The organism is Phytohabitans maris, from assembly GCF_031085175.1.
Lineage (GTDB): Bacteria > Actinomycetota > Actinomycetes > Mycobacteriales > Micromonosporaceae > Phytohabitans > Phytohabitans maris.
The window spans coordinates 31919-52010 of sequence record NZ_JAVHUY010000031.1 but is presented as its reverse complement, the minus strand read 5'-3'; the positions used below and the strand labels follow the sequence as shown (position 1 = coordinate 52010).

Here is a 20092-nt window from a genome sequence, read left to right as displayed (position 1 = left end):
TCCGTTTCGCGATCCGATGGCCCCGCGCGACGCCGCCGAGCCGGCCGCGGCCGACCGGGACGCGGCCGAGCCGGGCCGCCGCCGACCGCGAGGCCGGGCGGACCGGGACGCCGGGCGGACCGGGACGTCGCCGGTGAGAGAGCTCGCCGGGCAAAAAAGCGTGCGCCGTGACCGGTGACCCGGTCACGGCGCACGCCGTGGTTCGTTCGGTCGCTACTGGACGATGCCTCCGGGGCGGAGCCGGACCGCCAGCTCGGAGCTGACCACCGTGACGCCCGGGACCGTGGTCGCGGTCATCTCGGTGGTGACCACGCCCTTGCCGAGACCGACCCCGGTCACCTGGACGGTGTACGAGACCGAGGCGCCCGGCGTGGGCGGGCTGCTGGTGATCCGCAGGTCCTCGGTCGGCAGGGTGCCGGCCGGAAGCTGCTCACCGCCGCTGCCGTTGCTGTTTTCGGCGCCGACGATCAGGTCCTGACCGGTCGGTGCGCCGGGCAGGGCGGCCGGGTCGTAGGCGAAGACGATGTCCTGCTCGCCGTTGAGCCCGATCCAGATCTGGAAGTGCCGGTTGGAGTTGGTACCCCAGACGTCCACCTGCCACTCGGCGACGAGCCAGCGGTTGACGCCGTCGGTGAGGACGGTGGCCCGGATGCCCTCGTCGCTGGAGCCGTCCAGGTCGGTCCAGAACGGCGCCAACACGTTGTTGGGCCGGGCCGGGTCCGGGATCTGGGTCAGCTCGCAGCAGTTGTTGTCTTCGGACGTACCGCCGCCGACGACCGCGTACCCGTTGGAGTCGATCCCGATCCGGGTGTACGTCTGTCCACCGTAGACGAACGGCGGCACGTTGAAGTTGAGGACCTCCTCGTCACCGATCGGGGTCGGCGCCACGCCGAAGTCGGCCAGCGGGAGGTACCCGGCGATGGTGCCCGGGTCCAGCGACGGCACGCTCGGCTCGGCGCCGGCGAGCGGCACGTCGTTCTTCACCACGCGGCGCGGGGCCACGATGGTCGCGCCGTCGACCCCGGAGAACTTGAGGTTTTCGTTCAGCGTGGTCTGGAAGTCGACCACGGCGTCGCCGAACGACTCGTTGGTCGCCGTGATCGTGCACTCCGCCGTGCTCTGGAAGACCAGCCGGTCGGCCGGCGCGCACTCGCTGGCCAGGGTGACGTCACCCTGCTGCGGCACGAAGGCCACCGGCAGGTGCAGCGTCGGCAGGTCGGACTGGACCGGATCGAGGATCACCTGGCCGAACTGCTGGCCGCTCGCTTTCGAGGTGATGGTGATCGTCAGGTCCTTCGACTTCCCGGCGCCCAGCGTGAAGACGCTCGGCGTGACCGTGATCTTGCTGCCGGCCGGCGCCTTGACGTGCGCCCGGTAGGTCTGGCTGCCGCTGGTCACGTTCTTCGCGGTCCGGACCGTGGTGAGCCGGCCGGGCATGACCGGCGCGTTCACCGACGGCAGGTTGAGGTGCACCGCGTTGACCGGGTCGTTGCCGATGGCGAGCATCCGCTCGGCCGTCTCGTCGAAGGTCAGGCCCGGCTTCTGGGCCTTCTTCAGGTCGACCCGGCCGCTGCCGTAGTCGAACGGGTCGGCCGGCGTGGTCAGGTCCTCCTTGACCACGTCCTGGTAGGCCGTGGTCATCATCGCGGACTTGATCTGGCCCGGGCTCCAGCCCGGGTGCAGCGCCTTGAGCAGGACCGCCGCCCCGGCGATGTGCGGCGCGGACATCGACGTGCCGGCGATCGCCTGGAAGTACTCGCCGGGCGGGCCGAGCTCGACCGCGTCCGGCGTCGGCGAGTTGCCGGCCAGGATCTGCACGCCGGGCGCGGTGATGTCCGGCTTGATGCCGAAGCCGCCGGGTCCGCGCGAGGAGAACGCGGCCATCACGTCCGCCTGGCCGTTCTCCTTCTGCCCGGCGGTGAACGTGCCGGTCACGCCGGTGTGTCCGGTCATGAACGCCGTGAACTGCGTGCCGTCGGCCAGGTGCACCGAGGGCAGCCAGTGGTTGTCGGTCTCGATGTCGGCCAGCGTCGGGTTGTAGAGCACCATGCCGACCGCGCCGCCCTGCAGGACGTTGTAGCCCTTGTCGACGCGGGCGTTCACGCCGCGCTGGCACGCGACGATCTTCCCGGTGAACCCGCCCGCCGGCGCCGGCTCGCTACAGAGCGCCGGGTAGCCGGAGACCGACTCGGCCAGCACGACCGGGGTCTGCGCGGTGACGCCGGCGGTGATCGAGGCGCCCTTGAGGGTCAGCGTGTCGCCGCCGCTGGTGAGCGTCAGCGAGGAGTTGAACTCGCGGGTCTGGGTCGAGGCCGCGACGGTCGTGACCCACGGCGAGACGTGGTCGGTGGTCGCCGAGCCGGGGCCGGAGTTGCCCGCGGAGGCGGCGACGAAGACGCCGGCCGCGTACGCGTCGAGGAACGCCAGCTCGGCCGGGTCGGTGAACGGGCTGGCGCCACCGGAGATCGAGTAGTTGATGACGTCGACCCCGTCGAGCACCGCCTGCCCGATCGCGGCGGCCAGGTCGGAGTCGTACCCGCCCTGCTCGCCCAGCCCCTTGTAGACCGAGATCCAGGCACCCGGCGCCATGCCCTGGATCGGGCCGCGCTCCACGCCGAAGACCGGGGCCGAGCCGAGCACGTTGCCGGCGGCGGTGGACGCGGTGTGCGTACCGTGGCCGCCGCTGTCCCGCGCCGACTCGTAGTCCTCGCCGTCGTTGAGGGCCAGGTACGTGTCGAGGAACGCCGCGCCGCCGATGAGCTTCTTGTTGCAGGCGAACACGTCGGTCTGCGGCGTCAGCGGGTTGTCGCCGAAGTCGCACTCGCGGGGCGTACCGTCGGCCTTGGCCGGGGGCGGGTTCAGGTTGCCGTTGTCGGCGAACGACGGGTGCTCCGGCCAGGCGCCGGTGTCGATGACGCCGAAGATGATGCCGGCGCCGGCGTTCTTCTTGCCGCCCAGCGCGCCGTACGTGCTGGTGGCCCCGATGAACGCGGCGCTGGCGTCGGTCAGCGGCTGGCGCAGCTGGTCCTTCTGCACCGCCACGACGCCGTCGACCTTCAGCAGGTCGCCGACCTTGTTGGCCGGCACGGTGGCCGACACGCCGCCGTACACGGTGCGCAGCCGCTGCCGCACGTCGGCGCTGGGCACCGCCTTGGTGAGGCCGGTGACGATCTCCTGCTCGCGGCGCGCGACGTGCTGCTCGTACGCCCGCACGGCGGTGTCCCGGCCGAGCTTGCGCCCGGTCTCGGTGGGGCTGGTCGCGGCCAGACCCGCGACGCCGCCGCTGTATGTCGCCACCGGGTCGTAGTCCAGCTTGACCAGGACCGGGATCCGGGTGGATTCGGTACGGTTCAGCAGTGTCGGGTCGGTTTGCGCCAAGCGGCTGGTGGGCGCCTTCGCGGCGGACACCCGGTCGGCCGGCTGGAGGCTCTGCTCGACGCTGTAACCGTTATTGGGCGCGGCGACACTGGGATTGGCCCAGGTCACCAACGCCATCGGGAGAGTGAGCGCGGCCGCGAAACCGGCTCGCAGCCACTTCTTTTGGCGCATCCGATCCCTCCAAGGAAGGCGTTACGCGCCCATCCTCGCGCCCGGCGCGGTCGACCGGGTCAGCGCGAATTCGGCGCGTGGGGGTGTGGGCATGATCGCACGCGGCTCGGCGAAAGCACATACCACGCGCAGGCACGGTCGAGACTTGTCTCACTTCGGACAGTGGTCGCCCCACGGTCGGTGATCGAAGCTCCCCCCACGTCGCTAGAACGACGTGACGGGAGCTTCGATCACCAGGATGGGGGAGCGCCGCCGGGCAGCGCGGCGACCCGGGCCACCAGGTCGGCCCGGCGCCGTCCATCGAGGACGGTCGAGGCCGCGTCGTCGAACTTGCGGACCGGGTCGGTCGGGTCCGCGCCGGGTGAACCGGTGGGGTGCGCGACGCGCCGGGACCACCGCTCGCCGGCCGCGTCGACGATCCGCAGCTCCGCGCCGTACGCGCGGGTCAGCTCGGGGTCGTCGGCCAGCTCGTAGCCGACCCGGGACATCAGCCCGCGTACGTCAGGGCGGGCCAGCGCCGCCCCGGTGAAGTGCCGCAGGCCGAGCGGGCCGTCGAGCAGGGCCGCGGCGACGCAGTACGGCGCGCTGAACTTCGCCGCGTACGGCGTGCGCGGCTGGAGCTTGTCAGCCCACGGTTCGCAGACGACGTACCGGGCCGGGGTGGGGAGCCGCAGGAGGATCCGCTCCGGCACCGCGCCCGGCCGTTCCCGGCGGAACGCGCACGCCGCGTCGACCAGCGCGTGCAGGAACTGGCAGCACGGGTACGGCTTGAGGATCACGTCCGCGCCGTCCCAGGTGCTCCCCAGCTCCCGGGTGAGGCGGTGCCGGCTCCAGCCTTCGCCGATCAGCGCGGCGAAGAGGCCGTGCGTGCCGTCGATCGCCCCGGCCGGGCCGGTGACCCCCTGCTCGGCGAGGCGGGCCGCCCAGATCCCGGCGTGCGCCGCCCAGCCCAGGTGCAGCGACTTGAGGTCGCCGCCCTCCACGACGGTCTGGATCACGCCGCTGGACTGGCTGCAGGCGATCCCGATCGCGTCGGCGATCCGCGGGGCGGGCAGGCCGGCGACGACCGAGGCGGCGACGGCCGCGCCGACCGTGCCGCAGCAGGAGCTGGCGTGCAGCCCGCGCTCGGTGAAGCGGTGGGAGGCGGCGGCGCCCAGCCGTACCGTCACCTCGACCCCGGCCACGACCGCGGCGAGGAACCGCGCCCCGTCGACCTCCCGCTGCGCCGCCGCGGCCAGCGCGGCGGGCACGACGACGGCGCCGACGTGCACGCCGCCCTCGGCGTGGGTGTCGTCGTAGTCGTGGACGTGCGCCGCCGTCGCGTTGACCAGCGCCGCGTCCGGGGCGTCGGCGGTCTCCTGCGCATCCCAGAGCGCCGCCCCGCCGGCCGCCGGTCGGGCGAGCACCGCGCGCCGGACCGCGGCCACCATCGGATGCGTGGCGCCGGCCAGGCCGACGCCGATCGTGGTGAGCACGAGGTCGCGGGCGTGCGCCAGCACCGGTGCCGGTACGCCGGCGGCGCGCAGTCCCGCGGCGAAGCCGGCGAGGCGCCGCGCGGCGGGCTCCTCAGCGCTCACCGGCACCGGCCCTGATCTGTCCCTTGTGGAGCATCGCGCGCCGCACGCGGTCCCGGGCCAGGCCGAGCGCCGCGGCGTGCGGCGTCACTCCGTCGCGGGCCGCGGCGGCCAGGACCCGGTCGGTGTTCGACCGGATCTTGCGGGCCACCGCGTCGAACGCGACCGCCGGATCCGGCGGGAACGCGGACGCCCGCGCGTCCATGGCATAGCCCGCGGCGATCGCACCGCCGGCGTTGGCCACGATGTCGGGTACGACGGTGACGCCGCGCCCGGCGAGTGATGCTTGGGCGGCGGCCGTGGTGGGGAGGTTGGCGCCCTCCACGACGAGGCGGGCCGGTACCCGGTCGGCGTCGGCGGCGTCGAGCACGTCCTGGGTGGCGGCGGGGATCAGCACGTCCGCGTCGACGAAGAGCACCTCGCGGGCGCTCACGGCGGTGGCGTCGAAGGCCGACGGGTCCTCGACGAAGCGGTCGCCGTGCGCCCCGGCGGCCGCGGTGAGCGCCGCGACGTCGAGCCCGCCGGGGCGGTGCAGTCCACCGTGGACGGTCGAGATCGCGACGACGGTCCCGCCCAGCTCGGTGACCCGGCGGGCGGCGGCCCGGCCGACCGCGCCGAACCCCTGGACCGCGATCCGCGAACCGGCGAGCGGCCGGCCGAGCCGGGTGGCCGCGGAGTCGGCGGCCTCGGCCACGCCGTACCCGGTGATGCCGAGCTCGTCGTAGGGGAGGCCGCCGAGGTCGGCCGGCGTACCCACCGCGCTGCCCGGTCCCAGCTCGTCCGCGACGATCGCGGCGTCGCGTTCGGTCAGCCCCATGTCGAGGCCGAAGACGTACTCGCGGGGGACCTCGTTGGCGAGCCGGCGGGCGAACGAGCGCAGGATCTCCTCCTTGGCCGGGGACCCGGGGTCGGCCCGGATGCCCGCCTTCGCCCCGCCGAAGAGCAGGTCGGCCGCGGCCCACTTCCAGGTCATCGCCCGGGCCAGGCGGGCCACCTCGGCGACGGTCAGGGTCGGGCTCATCCGGGTGCCGCCCTTGCCCATGCCCCGCGCGGTGTTGTCGACGACCAGTACGCCGCGCATGCCGAGGCGCCGGTCGTGCACGCAGACGACCTTCTCCGGACCCCACTCGTCCATCGCGGCCAGGATGTCGCCCCGCTCGCCCTCCGCCGGCACCGCCCACCTCCGTCGTACCGCTGACGTGATCACGCTGCCAGCCGGTGGACCGGTGGGGGAACCCGCGATGGGCGCAAACCTGACCCGGTGAGCATAAGATGTGCTAATGCTCAACGTGCACCACCTGCGGACGCTCGCCGAGGTGGTCGCGACGGGCTCGTTCGCCGCCGCGGCGGCCTCGCTGGGCTACACGGCCTCGGCGGTCTCGCAGCAGATGACCGCGCTGGAGCGGGCGACCGGCCTGGTCCTGTTCGAGCGCGGGGCCCGCAGCGCCCGCCCGACGACCGCCGCGCGCCACCTGGCCGGCCGCAGCACCGGCCTGGTCGACCAGCTCACCGCCGTCGAGCGGGACGCGCGGGCGCTGGCCGCCGGGGCGAGCGGGGTGGTCCGGGTCGGCAGCTTCCCGACCGCGAGCGCGGCGATCGTTCCCGGCGCCATCGCCCGGCTGCTGCGCCGCGCTCCGGACCTGGCGGTGCTGCTCGACGAGGGGGAGCCGGACGACCTGGTCGCCGCCCTGGCGAGCGGCGCGGTCGACGTGGCGGTGGTGTACCGCTACCCGCTGAGCCCGCGCCGGTGGCCGCCGGACGTGGTCGCCACGCCGCTGCTGGACGACCCGCTGCGGCTGACGGTCGGCGCGGACCACCCGGTGGTGACCCGGCCGTCCTGGGGCCTGGCCGACCTCGCCGGCGAGACCTGGATCGCCAGCCGGGAGACCAGCGCCGGCGCGCGAAACCTCGCCCGGCTCTGCGCCGACGCCGGGTTCACGCCCCGGGTCGCGTTCCGCAGCGACGACTACACGGTCGTCCGCGAGCTGGTCCGCGCCGGCCTCGGCGTCGCGCTCGTACCGGCGCTGGCGGACGCCCTCGGCACCGCCAGCGGGGTCCACCAGCGCCCGGCGGCCGGCCCGCGCGGCGCGCCGGCCCGGCGGGAGGTCTTCGTGCTGCACCGCCCGGACCGCGCGACACCGCTGGTGCCCGCCACGGTCGACGCGCTGCGGCGGGCCGCCGGCAGCCTCGGCCGCCGGATCAACCGCCGGGCGCCGACCGCCGATCGCGAAACGGCATCATGAACTCGGGGATCTCGCGGACCTGCGCCCGGCTGGTCTCCTCGGCCCAGAGTTTCTCCAGATAGGACAGATGCTCGTCCATCTCCTGCTCGATCAGGCGCGGGTCGCGCCGCATGATGGCCCGCAGCAGCCGGTTGAGCGAGTCCAGCGCCCACTGCGAGTCGGCGATGCCGTCGCGCAGGGCGTAGTCCTTGGCGCTGCGCAGCTGGTAGAGCAGGTTGCGCATCTGCTCCAGCAGCACGCGGTTGTGCGCCGCGCGGGCGATGGCGAGCTGGAAGCGCTCGTCGAGCTGGAGGAAGCGACTGCGGTCCTTGATGCTGCCGCCCAGCAGGTCGAGGGTCGTCGACATCGTCTCGAAGTCGGCCTCGGTCGCCCGCAGCCCGGCGAGCTGCGCCACCCGCGGCTGGATGAGCCGGCGCGCTTCGAGCAGGTCGGTCACCTCGCCGATGCGCACCTGCCAGTCTTCGGCGTTGACCTCGCGCGGGATGACGTCGGAGCGGACGAAGATGCCACCGGCCGGCCCCGGCTTGACGTCGAGCACGCCGGCGTTGACCAGCACCTTGACCGCCTCCCGGAGGGTGGGGCGGCTGATGTCGAGCTGGGTGGCGAGGGTCCGCTCCGGTGGGAGCCGGTCGCCGAGGCCCAGGTCGCCGGCGCGGATGGCATCGGCGATCTGGGCGACGGCCTCCTCGAACGGGCGCCGAGTGCGTACCGGGCGAAACACGCTGTGCAGCATACGTCGAAGACCGATCCTTACCCTTCCCGTTCGCCCCGCGTCAGCGCAGGCGCAGCACCTGTCCGGGGCGGTTGGCGGTCAGCTCGCCGCCGTCGACCACGAGCTGGCCGTTGACGGCGACGTGGGTGACGCCTTCGGAGTACTCGTGGTAGTCGTTCGGCCGGGCCGTCAGGTGCTGGTGGCCGCGCACCTGGGCGGCGTCCATGACGACGATGTCGGCCTTGTAGCCCGGGCGCAGCTCGCCCCGGTCGCGCAGCCCCAGGAACTGGGCCGGGATCGAGGTCGACTTCATGACCGCCTCCTCGAACCGCAGCGCGTCCAGCTCCCGCACGTAGTGCCCGAAGAGCATGGGGTAGGAGGCGTAGAGGCGCGGGTTCGGCGGGCGCGGGCTGCGGATCGGCAGGACCGGGCTGCCGTCGGTGCCGACCATGCTCATCGGGTGCTGGAGCACGTCGACGATGTCGCCCTCGTCCGAGCGCTCCAGGATGGTGTCGGCGTCGCCGTCGTTGATCCGGAGCAGGTGGCACATCGCCTCGTACGAGTCGCAGCCGAGCAGGCGGCCGACGTCGTAGAGCATCAGCCCCTCGAACTCCGGCTGGCGCGGGCTGCGGATCACCCGGAGCATCTCGTCCCAGAGCGGCCAGTACGAGGAGGGGTTGAAGCGCGCCTTGTACCAGCGGTTGGCACCGCCCTTGCGGATCGCCTCGGCGGTGTCGGCCACCCGGCTCGCGTCGGCGAAGTAGCCGGCCCAGTCCTCCCCGGCCGCCGCGACGGTGGCGTCGGGCATCATCGTCAGCAGCCCGCCGGACATGTAGTTGCGGGCCTGGAGCGTGAGCATGACGTCGGTCCAGATCGGCACGCCCTCGGCCCGCGCCTTGGCGATCTTGTCCAGCGCGTAGGAGAGCTTGCCCCAGTACTCCTTGCCGTCGGCCATCAGGTGCGAGACGGTGGTCCGCACGCCGACGGTGTCGGCCAGCTCGATCGCCTCGCGCACGCTGGAGAGCAGCAGGTCGGTGTACGAGCGCAGGTGGAACGCGAAGATCCCGTCGTACTCGGCGACCACCCGGCCCAGCTCGCGAAACTCCTCCGGCGACACGTCCAGCTCCGGGTCGGTGTGGTGGAACGCGCAGGAGACGCCCCGGGCGCCCTGCTCCATCGCCTGCCGGACGAGGTCCTTCATCCTGCCGATCTCGTCCCGGGTCGCCGGGCGGGCCGGCTGGGTGCCCGGCTCGCCGTACGCGGTGGAGCGCAGCACGTAGTGCCCGACCAGGCCGGCGTAGTTGGGGCCGAGCCCGGCGCCGTCCAGCCGGTCGAAGAAGCCGCCGAGGTCCTGCCAGTCCAGCTCCAGCCCGTGCTCGCGCAGGATCTCCCGCCCCTGCGTGATCGGCACGGAGTGGAAGTTGCGGGGGTTGTCCACCCACCAGTCGACGTACCAGACGTCGGAGAACGGCCCCGGCGAGAGGCCGCAGTTGCCGCCCACGTCGGTGGTGATCCCCTGGGTGATCTTCGAGTCGCAGGATGGGTCCATGAGCAGCAGATAGTCGGAGTGGCCGTGGATGTCGACGAAGCCGGGGCAGACCACCTTGCCGGCCGCGTCGACGGTACGCGCGGCGGGCACGTCCCCGGCCCGACCCACCAGGACGATCTCGTCGCCGCGTACGCCCACGTCGGCGCGGTATCCCGGCCTTCCGCTGCCGTCGAACACGAGCCCGTTGGTGATCAGCAGGTCGAGCTGCCTGGACATGGTTTCCTCCTAGTTGGACGGACGGGTCCTGGTTGGACGGTCGGGGGGTCAGGCGTCGATGACGCGCACCGCGGCCGAGGGCCACGAGGCGGTCACCGGGTCGCCGGGTGCGAGGTACGGGTCGGCCGGGCCGGAGCGCAGGTCGGCCAGGAGCGTGCCGCCACCGGGCTCGCTGATGACCGCGAGGCGCGACGGGCCGTGGTACTCCACACTGGACAGCACGCCGCCGAGCTGGTTCGGCGCCGGCGCGTCGGGCGCTCCCGGGCGCACCGCGACGTGCTCGGGGCGCAGCAGCACGCAGGCGCCGTCACCGGCGGCACCGAGGTCGTCGTCGGTCCGCAGCGTGTGCCCGTGCCAGCGCAGCAGCGCCCGCCCGTCCTCGCCGGCCGCGGTCTGGCAGTCCAGCAGGTTGGCCCGCCCCAGCAGCTCGGCGATCGCCCGGTGCGCCGGCCGCTCGTACACGTCGGTGGGGGCGCCCATCTGCACCAGCCGGCCGCCGCGCATGACGGCGACCCGGTCGGCCAGCGCCATCGCCTCGCGCTGGTCGTGGGTCACGAACATCGCCGTGAACCGCAGGCGCTTTTGCAGGTCGCGCAGCTCCCGCCGCAGGCTCTCCCGGAGCATCGCGTCGAGGTTGCTGAACGGCTCGTCGAACAGCACGATCCGCGGCCGCAGCACCAGCGCCCGGGCCACCGCGACCCGCTGCTGCTGGCCGCCGGAGAGCTGGGCGGGCTTGCGGTCGGCGTACGCGCTGAGCAGCACCCGCTCCAGCTCCCGGTCCACCCGTTCGCGGATCTCGTGCCGGGGCAGCCGCCGGACCCGCAGCCCGTACCCGACGTTCTGCCGGACGGTCAGGTGCGGAAACAGCGCGTAGTTCTGGAAGACGATGCCGATGCCGCGCTGGTTGATCGGGGCGTTCAGCACGCTGCGCCCGTGTACGAGGATGTCGCCGCCGGACGGCGTGACGAAGCCGGCGATGCTGCGCAGCATCGTGGTCTTGCCCGAGCCGCTCTGCCCGAGCACGGTCACCAGCTCGCCCTCCTGTACCGAGAGCGACACGTCGTCGAGGACCAGGTCCCGCCCGTACCGCTTGGACAGGCCCACCAGTTCAAGCTCCGCCATCGGGCGTACCGTCCTTTCGGGTCACGGGCTTGCGCAGGTTGTCGCGGGCGGAGAGGACCGCGACGAGCGCGCTGACGAGCACGAGGAGCGAGGAGACCGCGGCCACCGACGGGTCGACGTTGTAGGCGACCGAGCTGTAGATGCGGACCGGGAGCGTGGGCACGTCCGGCCCGGCCAGGAAGAGCGGCACGACCAGCTCGTCGAAGGCGAGGATGAACGCGAGCGAGAGGCCGGAGAAGAACGACTTGGCGACGTTGGGCAGCAGGATCTCCACCCAGATCCGCAGCCGGCTCGCGCCCAGGCTCAGCGCGGCCTCCTCCAGCGCCGGGTCGAGCTGCTCCAGCGCGGCCATCAGCGTGCGCACCAGGTACGGGGTGGTCAGCACGGCGAGTGCGAGCACGATCCCCCAGGTCGGCACGGTGACGTCGAGCTCGTTGTAGCCGAGCATGAGCCCGAGCACGTACATGATCGACGGCACCATGATCGGTACCATGATCAGCAGGGTGAGCGACGACGCGGCCCGGACCCCGCGGCGGGCCAGGACGATCGCCGCCGGCGCGCCCACGACCGCCGCGACGCCGACGCTCATCGCCGCGATGATGAGGCTGTTCCAGGCCGCGGCCCGCCAGGTGGGGTCGGTCAGCACCCCTTCGAACCAGGTGAGCGTGAAGCCGTGCGGCGGGAAGGCCAGGTAGCGGGTCTCGGTGAAGGCGGTCGCGACGAGCACCACCAGCGGCGCGGCCAGGAACAGGACGAGCACCGTCACCACGACCGGCAGGACGGCCGACTCGGCCCAGGTGAGCAGGCGGCGGGTCATCCGATGATCCCGGTCGCGCCGGAGCCGCCCGTGTCCCGGGACAGTCGCGTGTAGACGGCCATGGTGAGCAGCGCGATCGCCACCAGCAGTACCGCCATGGCGCTGGCCAGCGGCCAGTTGAGCAGGTTGATCGACTGCTCGTAGATCTCGGTCGCGGCGACCCGGTAGCGGGTGCCGCCGATCAGCTGCGGGGTCACGAAGGCGCTCGTCGCGGTCGCGAAGACCAGCAGCATGCCGGCGACCACGCCGTTCATCGACAGCGGCAGGGTGATCCGGAAGAACGTCCCGGTCCGCGACGCGCCGAGGTTCATCGAGGCGTGCACGAGCGTCGGGTTGAGCCGGTCGAGCACGCCGTACAGGGTCAGGACCATGAACGGCAGCAGCACGTGCGCGGTCGCGACGAGCACGCCGGTGCTGGTGTACATCAGGCCGGCCGGCCCGTCGCCGAGCGGCCCGGCGAGGGTGGAGAAGAGGCCGTCCCGGGCGAACAGCACCATCCAGCCGAACGACCGGACGACCGAGCTGGTCATCAGCGGCACCATCACGACCACGAGCAGTACGACCTTGAGCCAGCGCGGCCCGCGGGCGAGCGCGTACGCGATCGGGTAGCCCAGGACCGCGGTGAGCACCGCCGTCTCGCCGGCCAGCAGCAGTGAACGGCCGAGCATGCCGAGGTAGTAGGGATCCTGGAGGATCTTCGTGAAGTTGTCGGTGGTGAAGCCGCCCATCTGGCCGGCGCTCTCGTGGCGCCGGAAGCTGGTGACCGCGACCAGCGCCATCGGCACCACGAACTGGATCGCGTAGAGCGTCAGGACGGGTGCCAGGGGGAGCCAGGCGGCGCGCCTGGCTCCACCCCGGGTCCGGCCGGCGGTCACGCCGGCGCGGTCACTTGGCGACAATCTTGTTCCACTCTTCGGTCCAGGCGGCCCGGTTGGCGCTGACCACGGCGCCGTCGGCGACCGAGAGCCGCTCGATCTCGGAGCGCACCGGCAGCGTCTGCGCCAGGTCGTCGGGGAGGGTCGCGCCGGTGTTGGTCGGCACGTAGCCGGCCGCCTTGGCGAACTCCACCTGGATCTGCGGCTCGAGCGCGAGGTCGATGAGCTTCTGCGCGAGGTCGGCGTTCTTGCTGCCGGCCACGACGTTCATCGTCAGGCCGTACACGAGCGAGCCGTCCTTGGGCAGCACGAAGCCGACCTTCTGCCCCTGCTGGCGCAGCAGGTACGCGTACCCGCTGTCGAAGACCGCCATGTCGATGGTGCCGTCGCCGAGCAGCTGGGTCATCGTGGCGCCGTCGCGGTACACCGAGTGCAGGTTGGGCATCAGCCGGCGCACCGCGTCGTACCCGGGCTTCATGTTCGTGCCGGAGCCGCCGTTGATCTGGTTGAGCATGTACAGCGTGTTCAGGCCGCTGGTGTTGGAGATGTCCGGCAGCCCGACCCGCCCCTTGTACCTGGTGTCGTAGAGGTCGTTCCACGACGTCGGGGCGGGCGTGACCTTCTCGGTGTTGTAGATGATGCCGGTCGAGTTGAGCGCGAACGCCGGCGCGTACTGGCCGCGCTTGGCCTGCTCGACCACGCTGGCCGCGTTCGGGACGGCGGCGGCGTCGACCGGGGCGATGAGGTTGAGGGTGCCGGCCTCGACCTCCTGCCCGCCGGAGAACTGGACCACGTCGAAGCCGCTGTTGGCGCCCTGGGCCTTGAGCTTGGCCAGCGCCGGCCCGGACAGCAGCGTGGTGAGCTCGACCTTGGCGTTGTAGCGCTTCTCGAACTCGGGGATGAGCACCTGCTTCTGCGCGGTCTCGAACGAGCCGCCGAACGAGGTGACGATCAGCGTGCGGGTGCCTTCGTCCCCGCCGCTGGCCGTCCCGCTGCTCGTGCAGCCGCTCGCGGCCAGCCCGACGGCGAGCAGGGCGGCGAGGCCGGCGCCGGCCGAGCGCCGCCGATCTGCCGCCCGCCGGGCGCCGGTGGGCGGTACCGCCGATCCGGATCTCAACGCCATGACGGTCTCCTGTCCAAAGCACTGCGGCGCGTCTCCGCGCCGGGAATATCGGTCACCTGCTGCGCGGGCCGCCCCGCCTGGGCGGGCCGGCCTAGCCGCGAACGTCGCGACGATGTCGATGAGTACGGCGGCCGGGAGCGGTCGCTGTGGACGGCTTGTTGTTGCGGGTCAGGCTGCGTGTTCTTGCTGGTCAGGCCGCGTGGACGGAGGCACGGCCCGCATATGAGCGGCCATTCAACCAGCGGCGCCGAGGCTTGGTCAAGACCCATTACCGAGATTGGTACGACGGATGACCGAACGGGTCGCTGAGCTGGCCCCTAGAGGCGAAACACGTACGAAACAAGGGGATTGCAACGGACAAGAGCCTTGACCAAGCTGGCTGGCGATCGGTATAGATGCAGGAACGTTGACGAGGGGGGAACGGGTGGAGTCCGAACTGCGCGCCGCCAGCGCCGTCGTGATCGGTGGCGGCGTCATCGGGGTGAGCACGCTCTATCACCTGGCCGCCGCCGGCCTCACCGACGCCGTCCTGCTGGAACGCGACACGCTGGGTGCCGGCTCGACCTCGGCCGCGGCCGGCGGGATCCGCGTGCAGTACTCGGACGCGCTCAACGTCCAGATCTCGCTGCTGGGGATCGAGCGCTTCGCCCGCTTCCGCGACGACTTCGACATCGACATCGGCTTCCGGCAGAACGGATACCTGTTCCTGCTGGAGGAGCGGATGATGCCGGCGTTCGAGGCGGCGACCGCCCTGCAGCGCTCGCTCGGCGCGCCGACCCGGATGATGAGCCTTTCCGAGGCCGCCGAACGGGTGCCCGGCCTCTGCCTCGACGGCCTCGCCGGCGCGTCGTTCTGCCCGATCGACGGCGTCGCCACGCCCGAGGCGGTGGTGCAGGGGTACGCCGCCGCGGCCCGCCGCCTCGGCGCCCGCACGCTGGTCGGCCACGCCGCCCGGGCGGTACGCACCGAGGGCGGCCGGGTCACCGGCGTGGAGACCGACCGGGGTCTGCTGCCCACCTCCCGGGTGATCTGCGCGGCCGGCGTCGACTCGCCGGCGATCGCCGCCACCGCCGGCGTCGACCTGCCGGTGCGCGCCGAGCGGCGGTACATCTACTTCGTCGACCAGCGCGGCGCGCTGCCCGCCTCGCTGCCGCTGACCGTCGACTTCGCCACCGGCCTCTACCTGCACCCCGAGGGTCCGGGGCTCATCGTCGGCGGTCCCTGGCCGACCGCGGCCGACCTGGCGCCGTACGCGGTCGCGCGCCTGCCCGCCCTCGCCGACCTGCCGATCCGAAGTGGATGGTCGGGCAACTACGAGATGAGCCCCGACCACAACGCGATGGTCGGCGCGGCCACCGAGCCGGCCGGCTTCTACTACGCCACCGGCTTCTCCGGCCACGGGTTTCAGCAGGCGCCGGTGGTGGGGGAGTACCTCGCCGACCTGGTCGCCGGCCGGCCGCCCGCGCTCGACCTCGGCGTACTGTCGGCGGACCGCTTCGCCGGCGCGCGTACCCGCCCCGAAGCCAACGTCATATAGCCACACCGTGAGGAGCGACATGACGGCAACGGCGGCACCGCCGCGCTACGACGACGCCGCGGTCCGGCGCCTGTTCGACCCGGACACCGCGTACGCCTCGCAACGGGAGGCGTTCCGCTGCCTCGGCGAGGGGCTCGCCGACCTCGGGCCGCGGATCGTGTTCGACGGGGCCGGCGGCGACGCGGTCACGTTCAGCTATACCGCGCGGCTGCGCCCCGGCACCGGTACGGTCTGCAAGCTCGGCGGGGTCAACGACGAGAACGCCGCCCGCGGGCTGGCGACGGTACAGGCGACGGTCGTGGTGCTCGACGCGAGGACCGGTGCCGTGGCCGCGATCCTCGACGGCAACGCCATCACCGAGCTGCGCACCGCCGCCGCGACCGCGGTGGCCGTACGGCACCTCGCCCCGGCGACGCCGCTGCGGGTGGCCGTCGCCGGCTGCGGCGTACAGGGCGCCGCCCACCTGCGCGCGCTGACCCACCACTGTGGAGTCGCCGAGATCATGCTCTGGGACCGCGACCCGGCCCGGGCGGCCGCGCTCGCCACCGGCTCCCCGGCCGGCGTACCGGTGACCCCGGTCGCCGGGCTCGCCGGCGCCGTACGCGGGGCCGACGTGGTGGTCTGCTGCACCACCAGCCCGACCCCGCTGCTGGAGCCGGACTGGGTCAAGCCGGGCGCCACGGTGGTGAGCATCGGCTCGTTCGCCCCCGACCGGCTCGAAGTGAGCGGGGAGTTCGCCGCCCGCGCCGGACGCGTCGTCGTCGACCACCTCCCGACCGCCCTGCGCCAGGCCGGCCCGGTCGTCGCCGCCGTCGCCGACCACGGGCTCGACCCCTCCGCGATCCTGGAGCTCGGCGCGGTCGTGGCGCACGGCACCCCAGCCCGGGCGGCCGGCGGTGACATCGTCTTCTACAACAGCGTCGGCCTCGGCGTACAGGACGCCGCCGCGGCGCTGGCCATCCTGGAGCGGGCCGCAGCCGACTCCACCGCAGCGAACGGAGCAGCATGACCCTCCTCGTGACATCCCAGATCGACGGAGCGCCGGCCGGAGCGGGCGAGGGCCCCCGGCTCACCTCGGTCAACCCGGCCCGTACCCGGGAGGTGGTCGCGGAGGTCTCCCTCGGCGACGCCGACCTCTTCGTCGCGGCCTGCGCGTCCGCCCGCCGCGCCCAGCCGGCCTGGGCCGACGTGCCCGCACCGGTGCGCGGCCGGGCGATCGGCCACATCGGACGGTTGGTCGAGGAGAACGCCGAGACGCTCGCCCGGATCATGACCCGGGAGATCGGCAAGCCCTACCGCGAGGCGCTCGGCGAGGTCCGCGAGATCGTCGACACCTGCGACTTCTTCCTCGGCGAGGGGCGCCGCCTCTACGGACAGACCGTCCCGTCCGAGATGCCGGACAAGCAGCTGTTCACCTTCCGCAACCCGGTCGGCGTGGTCGCGGTCGTCACCGCCGGCAACTTCCCGGCCGCCGTCCCGTCCTGGTACCTCGTCCCGGCGTTGCTGGCCGGAAACACGGTCGTCTGGAAACCCGCCGAGTACTCCGCCGCCACCGCCGCCGCCCTCTACGCCCTGTTCCAGAAGGGCGGGCTCCCGGACGGCGTGCTCAACCTCGTCCTCGCCGGCGGCGACGCCACCTACCAGGGGCTCGCCGGCGCCCTCGACGCCGGACTGGTCGACAAGGTCGGCTTCACCGGCTCCAGCGCGGTCGGCGCGCGGATCGGGGAGCTCTGCGGCCGCCACCTCCAGTCGCCCTGCCTGGAGCTCGGCGGCAAGAACCCGATGGTGGTCACGCCCAGCGCCGACCTCGCCCTGGCCGTCGAGGGAGCGCTCTTCTCCGGCTTCGGCACCGCCGGGCAGCGCTGCACCTCGCTCGGGACGGTACTGGTGCACGAGTCCCGCCACGACGAGTTCCTGGAGCGCCTCGCCACCGCCGTCCGCGCCGCCGCGATCGGCGACCCGTTCCAGGACGTGCTCTACGGCCCGATGCTCGACCAGCGCTTCGCCGACCGGTTCGAGGAGTACCTCGGCTGGATCCGCCCGCACCACACGGTCAGCGGCTCACCCCACCTCGGGCGCATCGACGCCGGGCGGCCGCGCCCCGGGTTCGTCGGCGACCCGGCCGGCGGGCTCTACTACCACCCGACCATCGTGGCCGGGCTCCGCGAGGACGACGACATCTTCCAGAACGAGACGTTCGGCCCGATCGTCGGCGTGCTCGCCTACCGCGACCTCGACGAGGCGATCCGGCTCGCCAACGCCCCCGGCTACGGGCTCTCCTCGGCCATCTACACCACCGACCCGCACGACGCGTTCACCTTCCGGCGCGGGATCGGCGCCGGCATGGTCAGCGTCAACAACTCCACGTCCGGCGCCGAGGCACACCTGCCCTTCGGCGGCAACGGCAAGTCCGGGAACGGCAGCCGCCAGTCCGGCACCTGGGTGCTCGACCAGTTCACCCGGTGGCAGTCGATGAACTGGGACTACTCCGGCCGCCTGCAGAAGGCCCAGATGGACGTCGCCGAGCTCGTCGCCGACCCCGGCTTCCGCCTCACCGATGACGCCGCTCTCGCCGAGCCGGCTGCTCTCGCCGACCCGGCCGCTTGATGATCGAGTCGATCGACGACCACTTCCTGCGGCAGGTCGGCTCCTGGACCGAGACGCCTCCGCAAGCCGCGCCGGGCGGTGTCGACGCCGACCTGCTGGCGGCGTACCTCACCGCCCAGCTGCAGAGCCGGCACCTCGACTTCGCCGCCCGCTGGCTGCAGGAGAAGGGGGAGGGCTTCTACACGATCGGCTCCGCCGGCCACGAGAGCAACGCCGCCGTCGCGCTCGCCCTACGACCGACCGACCCGGCCCTGCTCCACTACCGCTCCGGCGGGTTCTTCGCCGCCCGCGCAAGCCAGGTGCCCGGCGCGACACCCGTCGCCGACGTGCTGCGCGGCATGACGGCTGCCGCCGACGACCCGATCTCCGGCGGGCGGCACAAGGTGTACGGGCATCCCGCGTACCACGTCATCCCGCAGACCTCCACGATCGCGTCGCACCTGCCCCGCGCGGTCGGGCTCGCCTTCGCGCTGCCCCGCGCGGCCGCCGCCGGCGTGACCGCGCCGTGGCCGGCCGACGCGGTCGTGGTCACCAGCCTCGGCGACGCGTCGGTCAACCACTCGACCGCCGCCGGCGCGCTCAACACCGCCGCGTGGTGCGCCCACCAAGGGGTACCGCTGCCGCTGCTGGTGGTCTGCGAAGACAACGGCATCGGCATCAGCACCCGCTCGCCGGCCGGCTGGATCCGGCTCGCGCTCTCCCGCTTTCCCGCGATCGAGTACCTGGCGGCCGACGGCGCCGACCCCGAGGCGGTACTCACCGCGGCCCGGTCCGCCGCCGAGACCGTCCGCGCCGAGCGCCGGCCGGTGATCCTGCACCTGCGCACGGTCCGGTTCATGGGGCACGCCGGCTCCGACGCCGAGCTCGCCTACCGCTCCCGGGCCGAGATCGTCGCCGACTACGCCCGCGACCCGCTCCTCGCCACCGCCCGCCGGATGGTCGCCCGGGGCCTGGCCTCCCCGGCCGGGATCCTGCACCGCTACGAGGCCGCGCGCGAGGAGGTGATGTCCCGCGCCCGCGCGCTCGTCGGCGCCGCGCGGCTGGACTCCTCGGCCGCCGTCCGCCGGCCGATCGCGTACCCGCCGGTCGCCGCCGCCCCGGCACCCGCCACAGTGGACGGTCTGCCGGCCGCCGGCCGTACCCTCGCCCAGGCCCTCAACGACGCGCTCACCGGCGTGCTCGCCGAGCACCGCGAAGCGGTCGTCTTCGGCGAGGACGTGGCGGCCAAGGGCGGCGTCTACGGCGTGACCCGCGGGCTGCGCAAGCGCTTTGGCGCCACCCGCGTCTTCGACACCCTGCTGGACGAGCAGTCCATCCTCGGTACCGCGCTCGGCGCCGCCCTCGCCGGGCTGCTGCCGATCCCCGAGATCCAGTACCTGGCGTACCTGCACAACGCCGAGGACCAGCTGCGCGGCGAGGCCGCCTCGCTCGCGTTCTTCTCCGACGGCCAGTACCGCAACGGCATGGTCGTACGGATCGCCGGCCTCGCCTACCAGCGCGGCTTCGGCGGCCACTTCCACAACGACAACTCGCTGGCGGTGCTCCGCGACATCCCCGGGCTGGTGCTCTGCGTACCCAGCCACCCGTCGGACGCCGCCGCCCTGCTCGGCTCCTGCGTCCGGCTGGCCCGCGAGCACGGCCGGGTCTGCGTCGTGGTGGAGCCGATCGCGCTCTACCACACCCGCGACCTGTACGAGCCCGGCGACAACGGCTGGACCGGCGCGCCCGCCCCGGCGGTGGACTGCTTCGGCCGGGCCCGCTCGCACCGCGACGGCACCGACCTGCTGATCGTCACGTTCGGCAACGGCCTGCCGATGTCCCTGCGCGCCGCGGACCGCCTGGCCGGCGACGGCATCGACTGCGCTGTGCTCGACCTGCGCTGGCTCGCCCCGCTCCCGGAGGCGGACATCCTGCGCGCGGCGGCGGCGTTCCCCCGGGTACTCGTGGTCGACGAGACCCGGCGCAGCGGCGGCGTCTCCGAGGCCGTGGTCACGCTGCTGGCCGACCACGGCTACCCGGGCCGGGTCGCGCGGGTCACCAGCGACGACTCGTACGTGCCGCTCGGGCCGGCGGCCGGGGCTGTCCTGCTCGCCGAGAGCCAGATCGTCGACCGCGCCCGCACACTCCTCGCGGCGTGAGCCCGCCGCCGCACCCCGGAAGGATCGTCC

Annotated in this window: 14 protein-coding genes; 5 read left to right on the top strand and 9 right to left on the bottom strand. The window is 73.3% G+C overall.

Annotation, left to right across the window (positions count from 1 at the left end; translation table 11 throughout):
• Positions 1-213: 213 nt before the first annotated feature.
• The 3 genes from RB614_RS28665 to RB614_RS28655 all read right to left on the bottom strand — a co-directional run bounded on the left by RB614_RS28665 (position 214) and on the right by RB614_RS28655 (position 6297).
• Positions 214-3549, bottom strand: coding sequence for a S8 family serine peptidase (locus RB614_RS28665; RefSeq protein WP_308715780.1), 3336 nt, complete (start codon positions 3547-3549; stop codon positions 214-216).
• A gap of 230 nt (positions 3550-3779) precedes the next feature.
• Positions 3780-5126, bottom strand: coding sequence for an MmgE/PrpD family protein (locus RB614_RS28660; protein ID WP_308715779.1), 1347 nt, complete (start codon positions 5124-5126; stop codon positions 3780-3782).
• The gene (locus RB614_RS28655; RefSeq protein ID WP_308715778.1) at positions 5116-6297 is read right to left on the bottom strand and encodes a Glu/Leu/Phe/Val family dehydrogenase; all 1182 of its coding nucleotides are present in this window, start codon (positions 6295-6297) and stop codon (positions 5116-5118) included. Before RB614_RS28655 ends, RB614_RS28660 begins: the two co-directional genes overlap by 11 nt.
• A gap of 106 nt (positions 6298-6403) precedes the next feature.
• Between RB614_RS28655 and RB614_RS28650 the strand changes: the two genes are divergently transcribed.
• Positions 6404-7366, top strand: a complete 963-nt coding sequence (locus RB614_RS28650; RefSeq protein ID WP_308715777.1) for a LysR family transcriptional regulator — start codon at positions 6404-6406, stop codon at positions 7364-7366.
• Here the strand turns inward: RB614_RS28650 and RB614_RS28645 are convergent.
• Genes RB614_RS28645 through RB614_RS28620 form a run of 6 tightly spaced genes read right to left on the bottom strand, consistent with a single transcriptional unit; the run spans position 7323 to position 13780 of the window.
• Positions 7323-8099 carry a FadR/GntR family transcriptional regulator gene (locus RB614_RS28645; RefSeq protein WP_308715776.1) on the bottom strand — a complete coding sequence of 259 codons (777 nt, stop codon included), beginning with the start codon at positions 8097-8099 and terminating at the stop codon, positions 7323-7325. The genes RB614_RS28650 and RB614_RS28645 overlap by 44 nt on opposite strands.
• Positions 8100-8139: 40 nt before the next feature.
• The gene (locus RB614_RS28640; RefSeq protein ID WP_308715775.1) at positions 8140-9843 is read right to left on the bottom strand and encodes an N-acyl-D-amino-acid deacylase family protein; all 1704 of its coding nucleotides are present in this window, start codon (positions 9841-9843) and stop codon (positions 8140-8142) included.
• Positions 9844-9891: 48 nt separating this feature from the next.
• A complete protein-coding gene (locus RB614_RS28635) occupies positions 9892-10965 on the bottom strand; it encodes an ABC transporter ATP-binding protein (protein ID WP_308715774.1) in 1074 nt (357 codons plus the stop codon).
• Positions 10952-11782, bottom strand: a complete 831-nt coding sequence (locus tag RB614_RS28630) for an ABC transporter permease (protein ID WP_308715773.1) — start codon at positions 11780-11782, stop codon at positions 10952-10954. The genes RB614_RS28635 and RB614_RS28630 overlap by 14 nt, the downstream gene beginning before the upstream one ends.
• On the bottom strand, positions 11779-12657 hold the full coding sequence (locus tag RB614_RS28625) for an ABC transporter permease (protein ID WP_308715772.1): 879 nt from the start codon (positions 12655-12657) through the stop codon (positions 11779-11781). Before RB614_RS28625 ends, RB614_RS28630 begins: the two co-directional genes overlap by 4 nt.
• Positions 12658-12667: 10 nt before the next feature.
• Positions 12668-13780, bottom strand: coding sequence for an ABC transporter substrate-binding protein (locus RB614_RS28620; protein WP_308715771.1), 1113 nt, complete (start codon positions 13778-13780; stop codon positions 12668-12670).
• A 424-nt stretch (positions 13781-14204) separates the two neighbouring features.
• Here RB614_RS28620 and RB614_RS28615 point away from each other — a divergent pair, with 424 nt between their 5' ends.
• The 4 genes from RB614_RS28615 to RB614_RS28600 are packed head-to-tail and all read left to right on the top strand — an operon-like array spanning position 14205 to position 20062.
• Complete coding sequence (locus tag RB614_RS28615) at positions 14205-15317, top strand: NAD(P)/FAD-dependent oxidoreductase (RefSeq protein WP_308715770.1); 1113 nt, start codon at positions 14205-14207, stop codon at positions 15315-15317.
• A 19-nt stretch (positions 15318-15336) separates the two neighbouring features.
• The gene (locus RB614_RS28610) at positions 15337-16326 is read left to right on the top strand and encodes an ornithine cyclodeaminase family protein (protein ID WP_308715769.1); all 990 of its coding nucleotides are present in this window, start codon (positions 15337-15339) and stop codon (positions 16324-16326) included.
• The gene (locus RB614_RS28605; RefSeq protein WP_308715768.1) at positions 16323-17924 is read left to right on the top strand and encodes an aldehyde dehydrogenase family protein; all 1602 of its coding nucleotides are present in this window, start codon (positions 16323-16325) and stop codon (positions 17922-17924) included. The genes RB614_RS28610 and RB614_RS28605 overlap by 4 nt, the downstream gene beginning before the upstream one ends.
• Positions 17924-20062 (top strand): thiamine pyrophosphate-dependent enzyme, encoded by a 2139-nt coding sequence (locus tag RB614_RS28600; protein WP_308715767.1) that lies wholly within the window; start codon positions 17924-17926, stop codon positions 20060-20062. The genes RB614_RS28605 and RB614_RS28600 overlap by 1 nt, the downstream gene beginning before the upstream one ends.
• Positions 20063-20092: the final 30 nt, after the last annotated feature.

What these genes read in the sequence shown, in the direction of transcription:
- RB614_RS28645 (WP_308715776.1), bottom strand. Translation starts at nt 8,099, where the DNA reads ATGCTGCACAGCGTGTTTCGCCCGGTACGCACTCGGCGCCCGTTCGAG.
- RB614_RS28635 (WP_308715774.1), bottom strand. Translation starts at nt 10,965, where the DNA reads ATGGCGGAGCTTGAACTGGTGGGCCTGTCCAAGCGGTACGGGCGGGAC.
- RB614_RS28630 (WP_308715773.1), bottom strand. Translation starts at nt 11,782, where the DNA reads ATGACCCGCCGCCTGCTCACCTGGGCCGAGTCGGCCGTCCTGCCGGTC.
- RB614_RS28650 (WP_308715777.1), top strand. Translation starts at nt 6,404, where the DNA reads ATGCTCAACGTGCACCACCTGCGGACGCTCGCCGAGGTGGTCGCGACG.
- RB614_RS28605 (WP_308715768.1), top strand. Translation starts at nt 16,323, where the DNA reads ATGACCCTCCTCGTGACATCCCAGATCGACGGAGCGCCGGCCGGAGCG.
- RB614_RS28665 (WP_308715780.1), bottom strand. Translation starts at nt 3,549, where the DNA reads ATGCGCCAAAAGAAGTGGCTGCGAGCCGGTTTCGCGGCCGCGCTCACT.
- RB614_RS28600 (WP_308715767.1), top strand. Translation starts at nt 17,924, where the DNA reads ATGATCGAGTCGATCGACGACCACTTCCTGCGGCAGGTCGGCTCCTGG.
- RB614_RS28640 (WP_308715775.1), bottom strand. Translation starts at nt 9,843, where the DNA reads ATGTCCAGGCAGCTCGACCTGCTGATCACCAACGGGCTCGTGTTCGAC.
- RB614_RS28610 (WP_308715769.1), top strand. Translation starts at nt 15,337, where the DNA reads ATGACGGCAACGGCGGCACCGCCGCGCTACGACGACGCCGCGGTCCGG.
- RB614_RS28620 (WP_308715771.1), bottom strand. Translation starts at nt 13,780, where the DNA reads ATGGCGTTGAGATCCGGATCGGCGGTACCGCCCACCGGCGCCCGGCGG.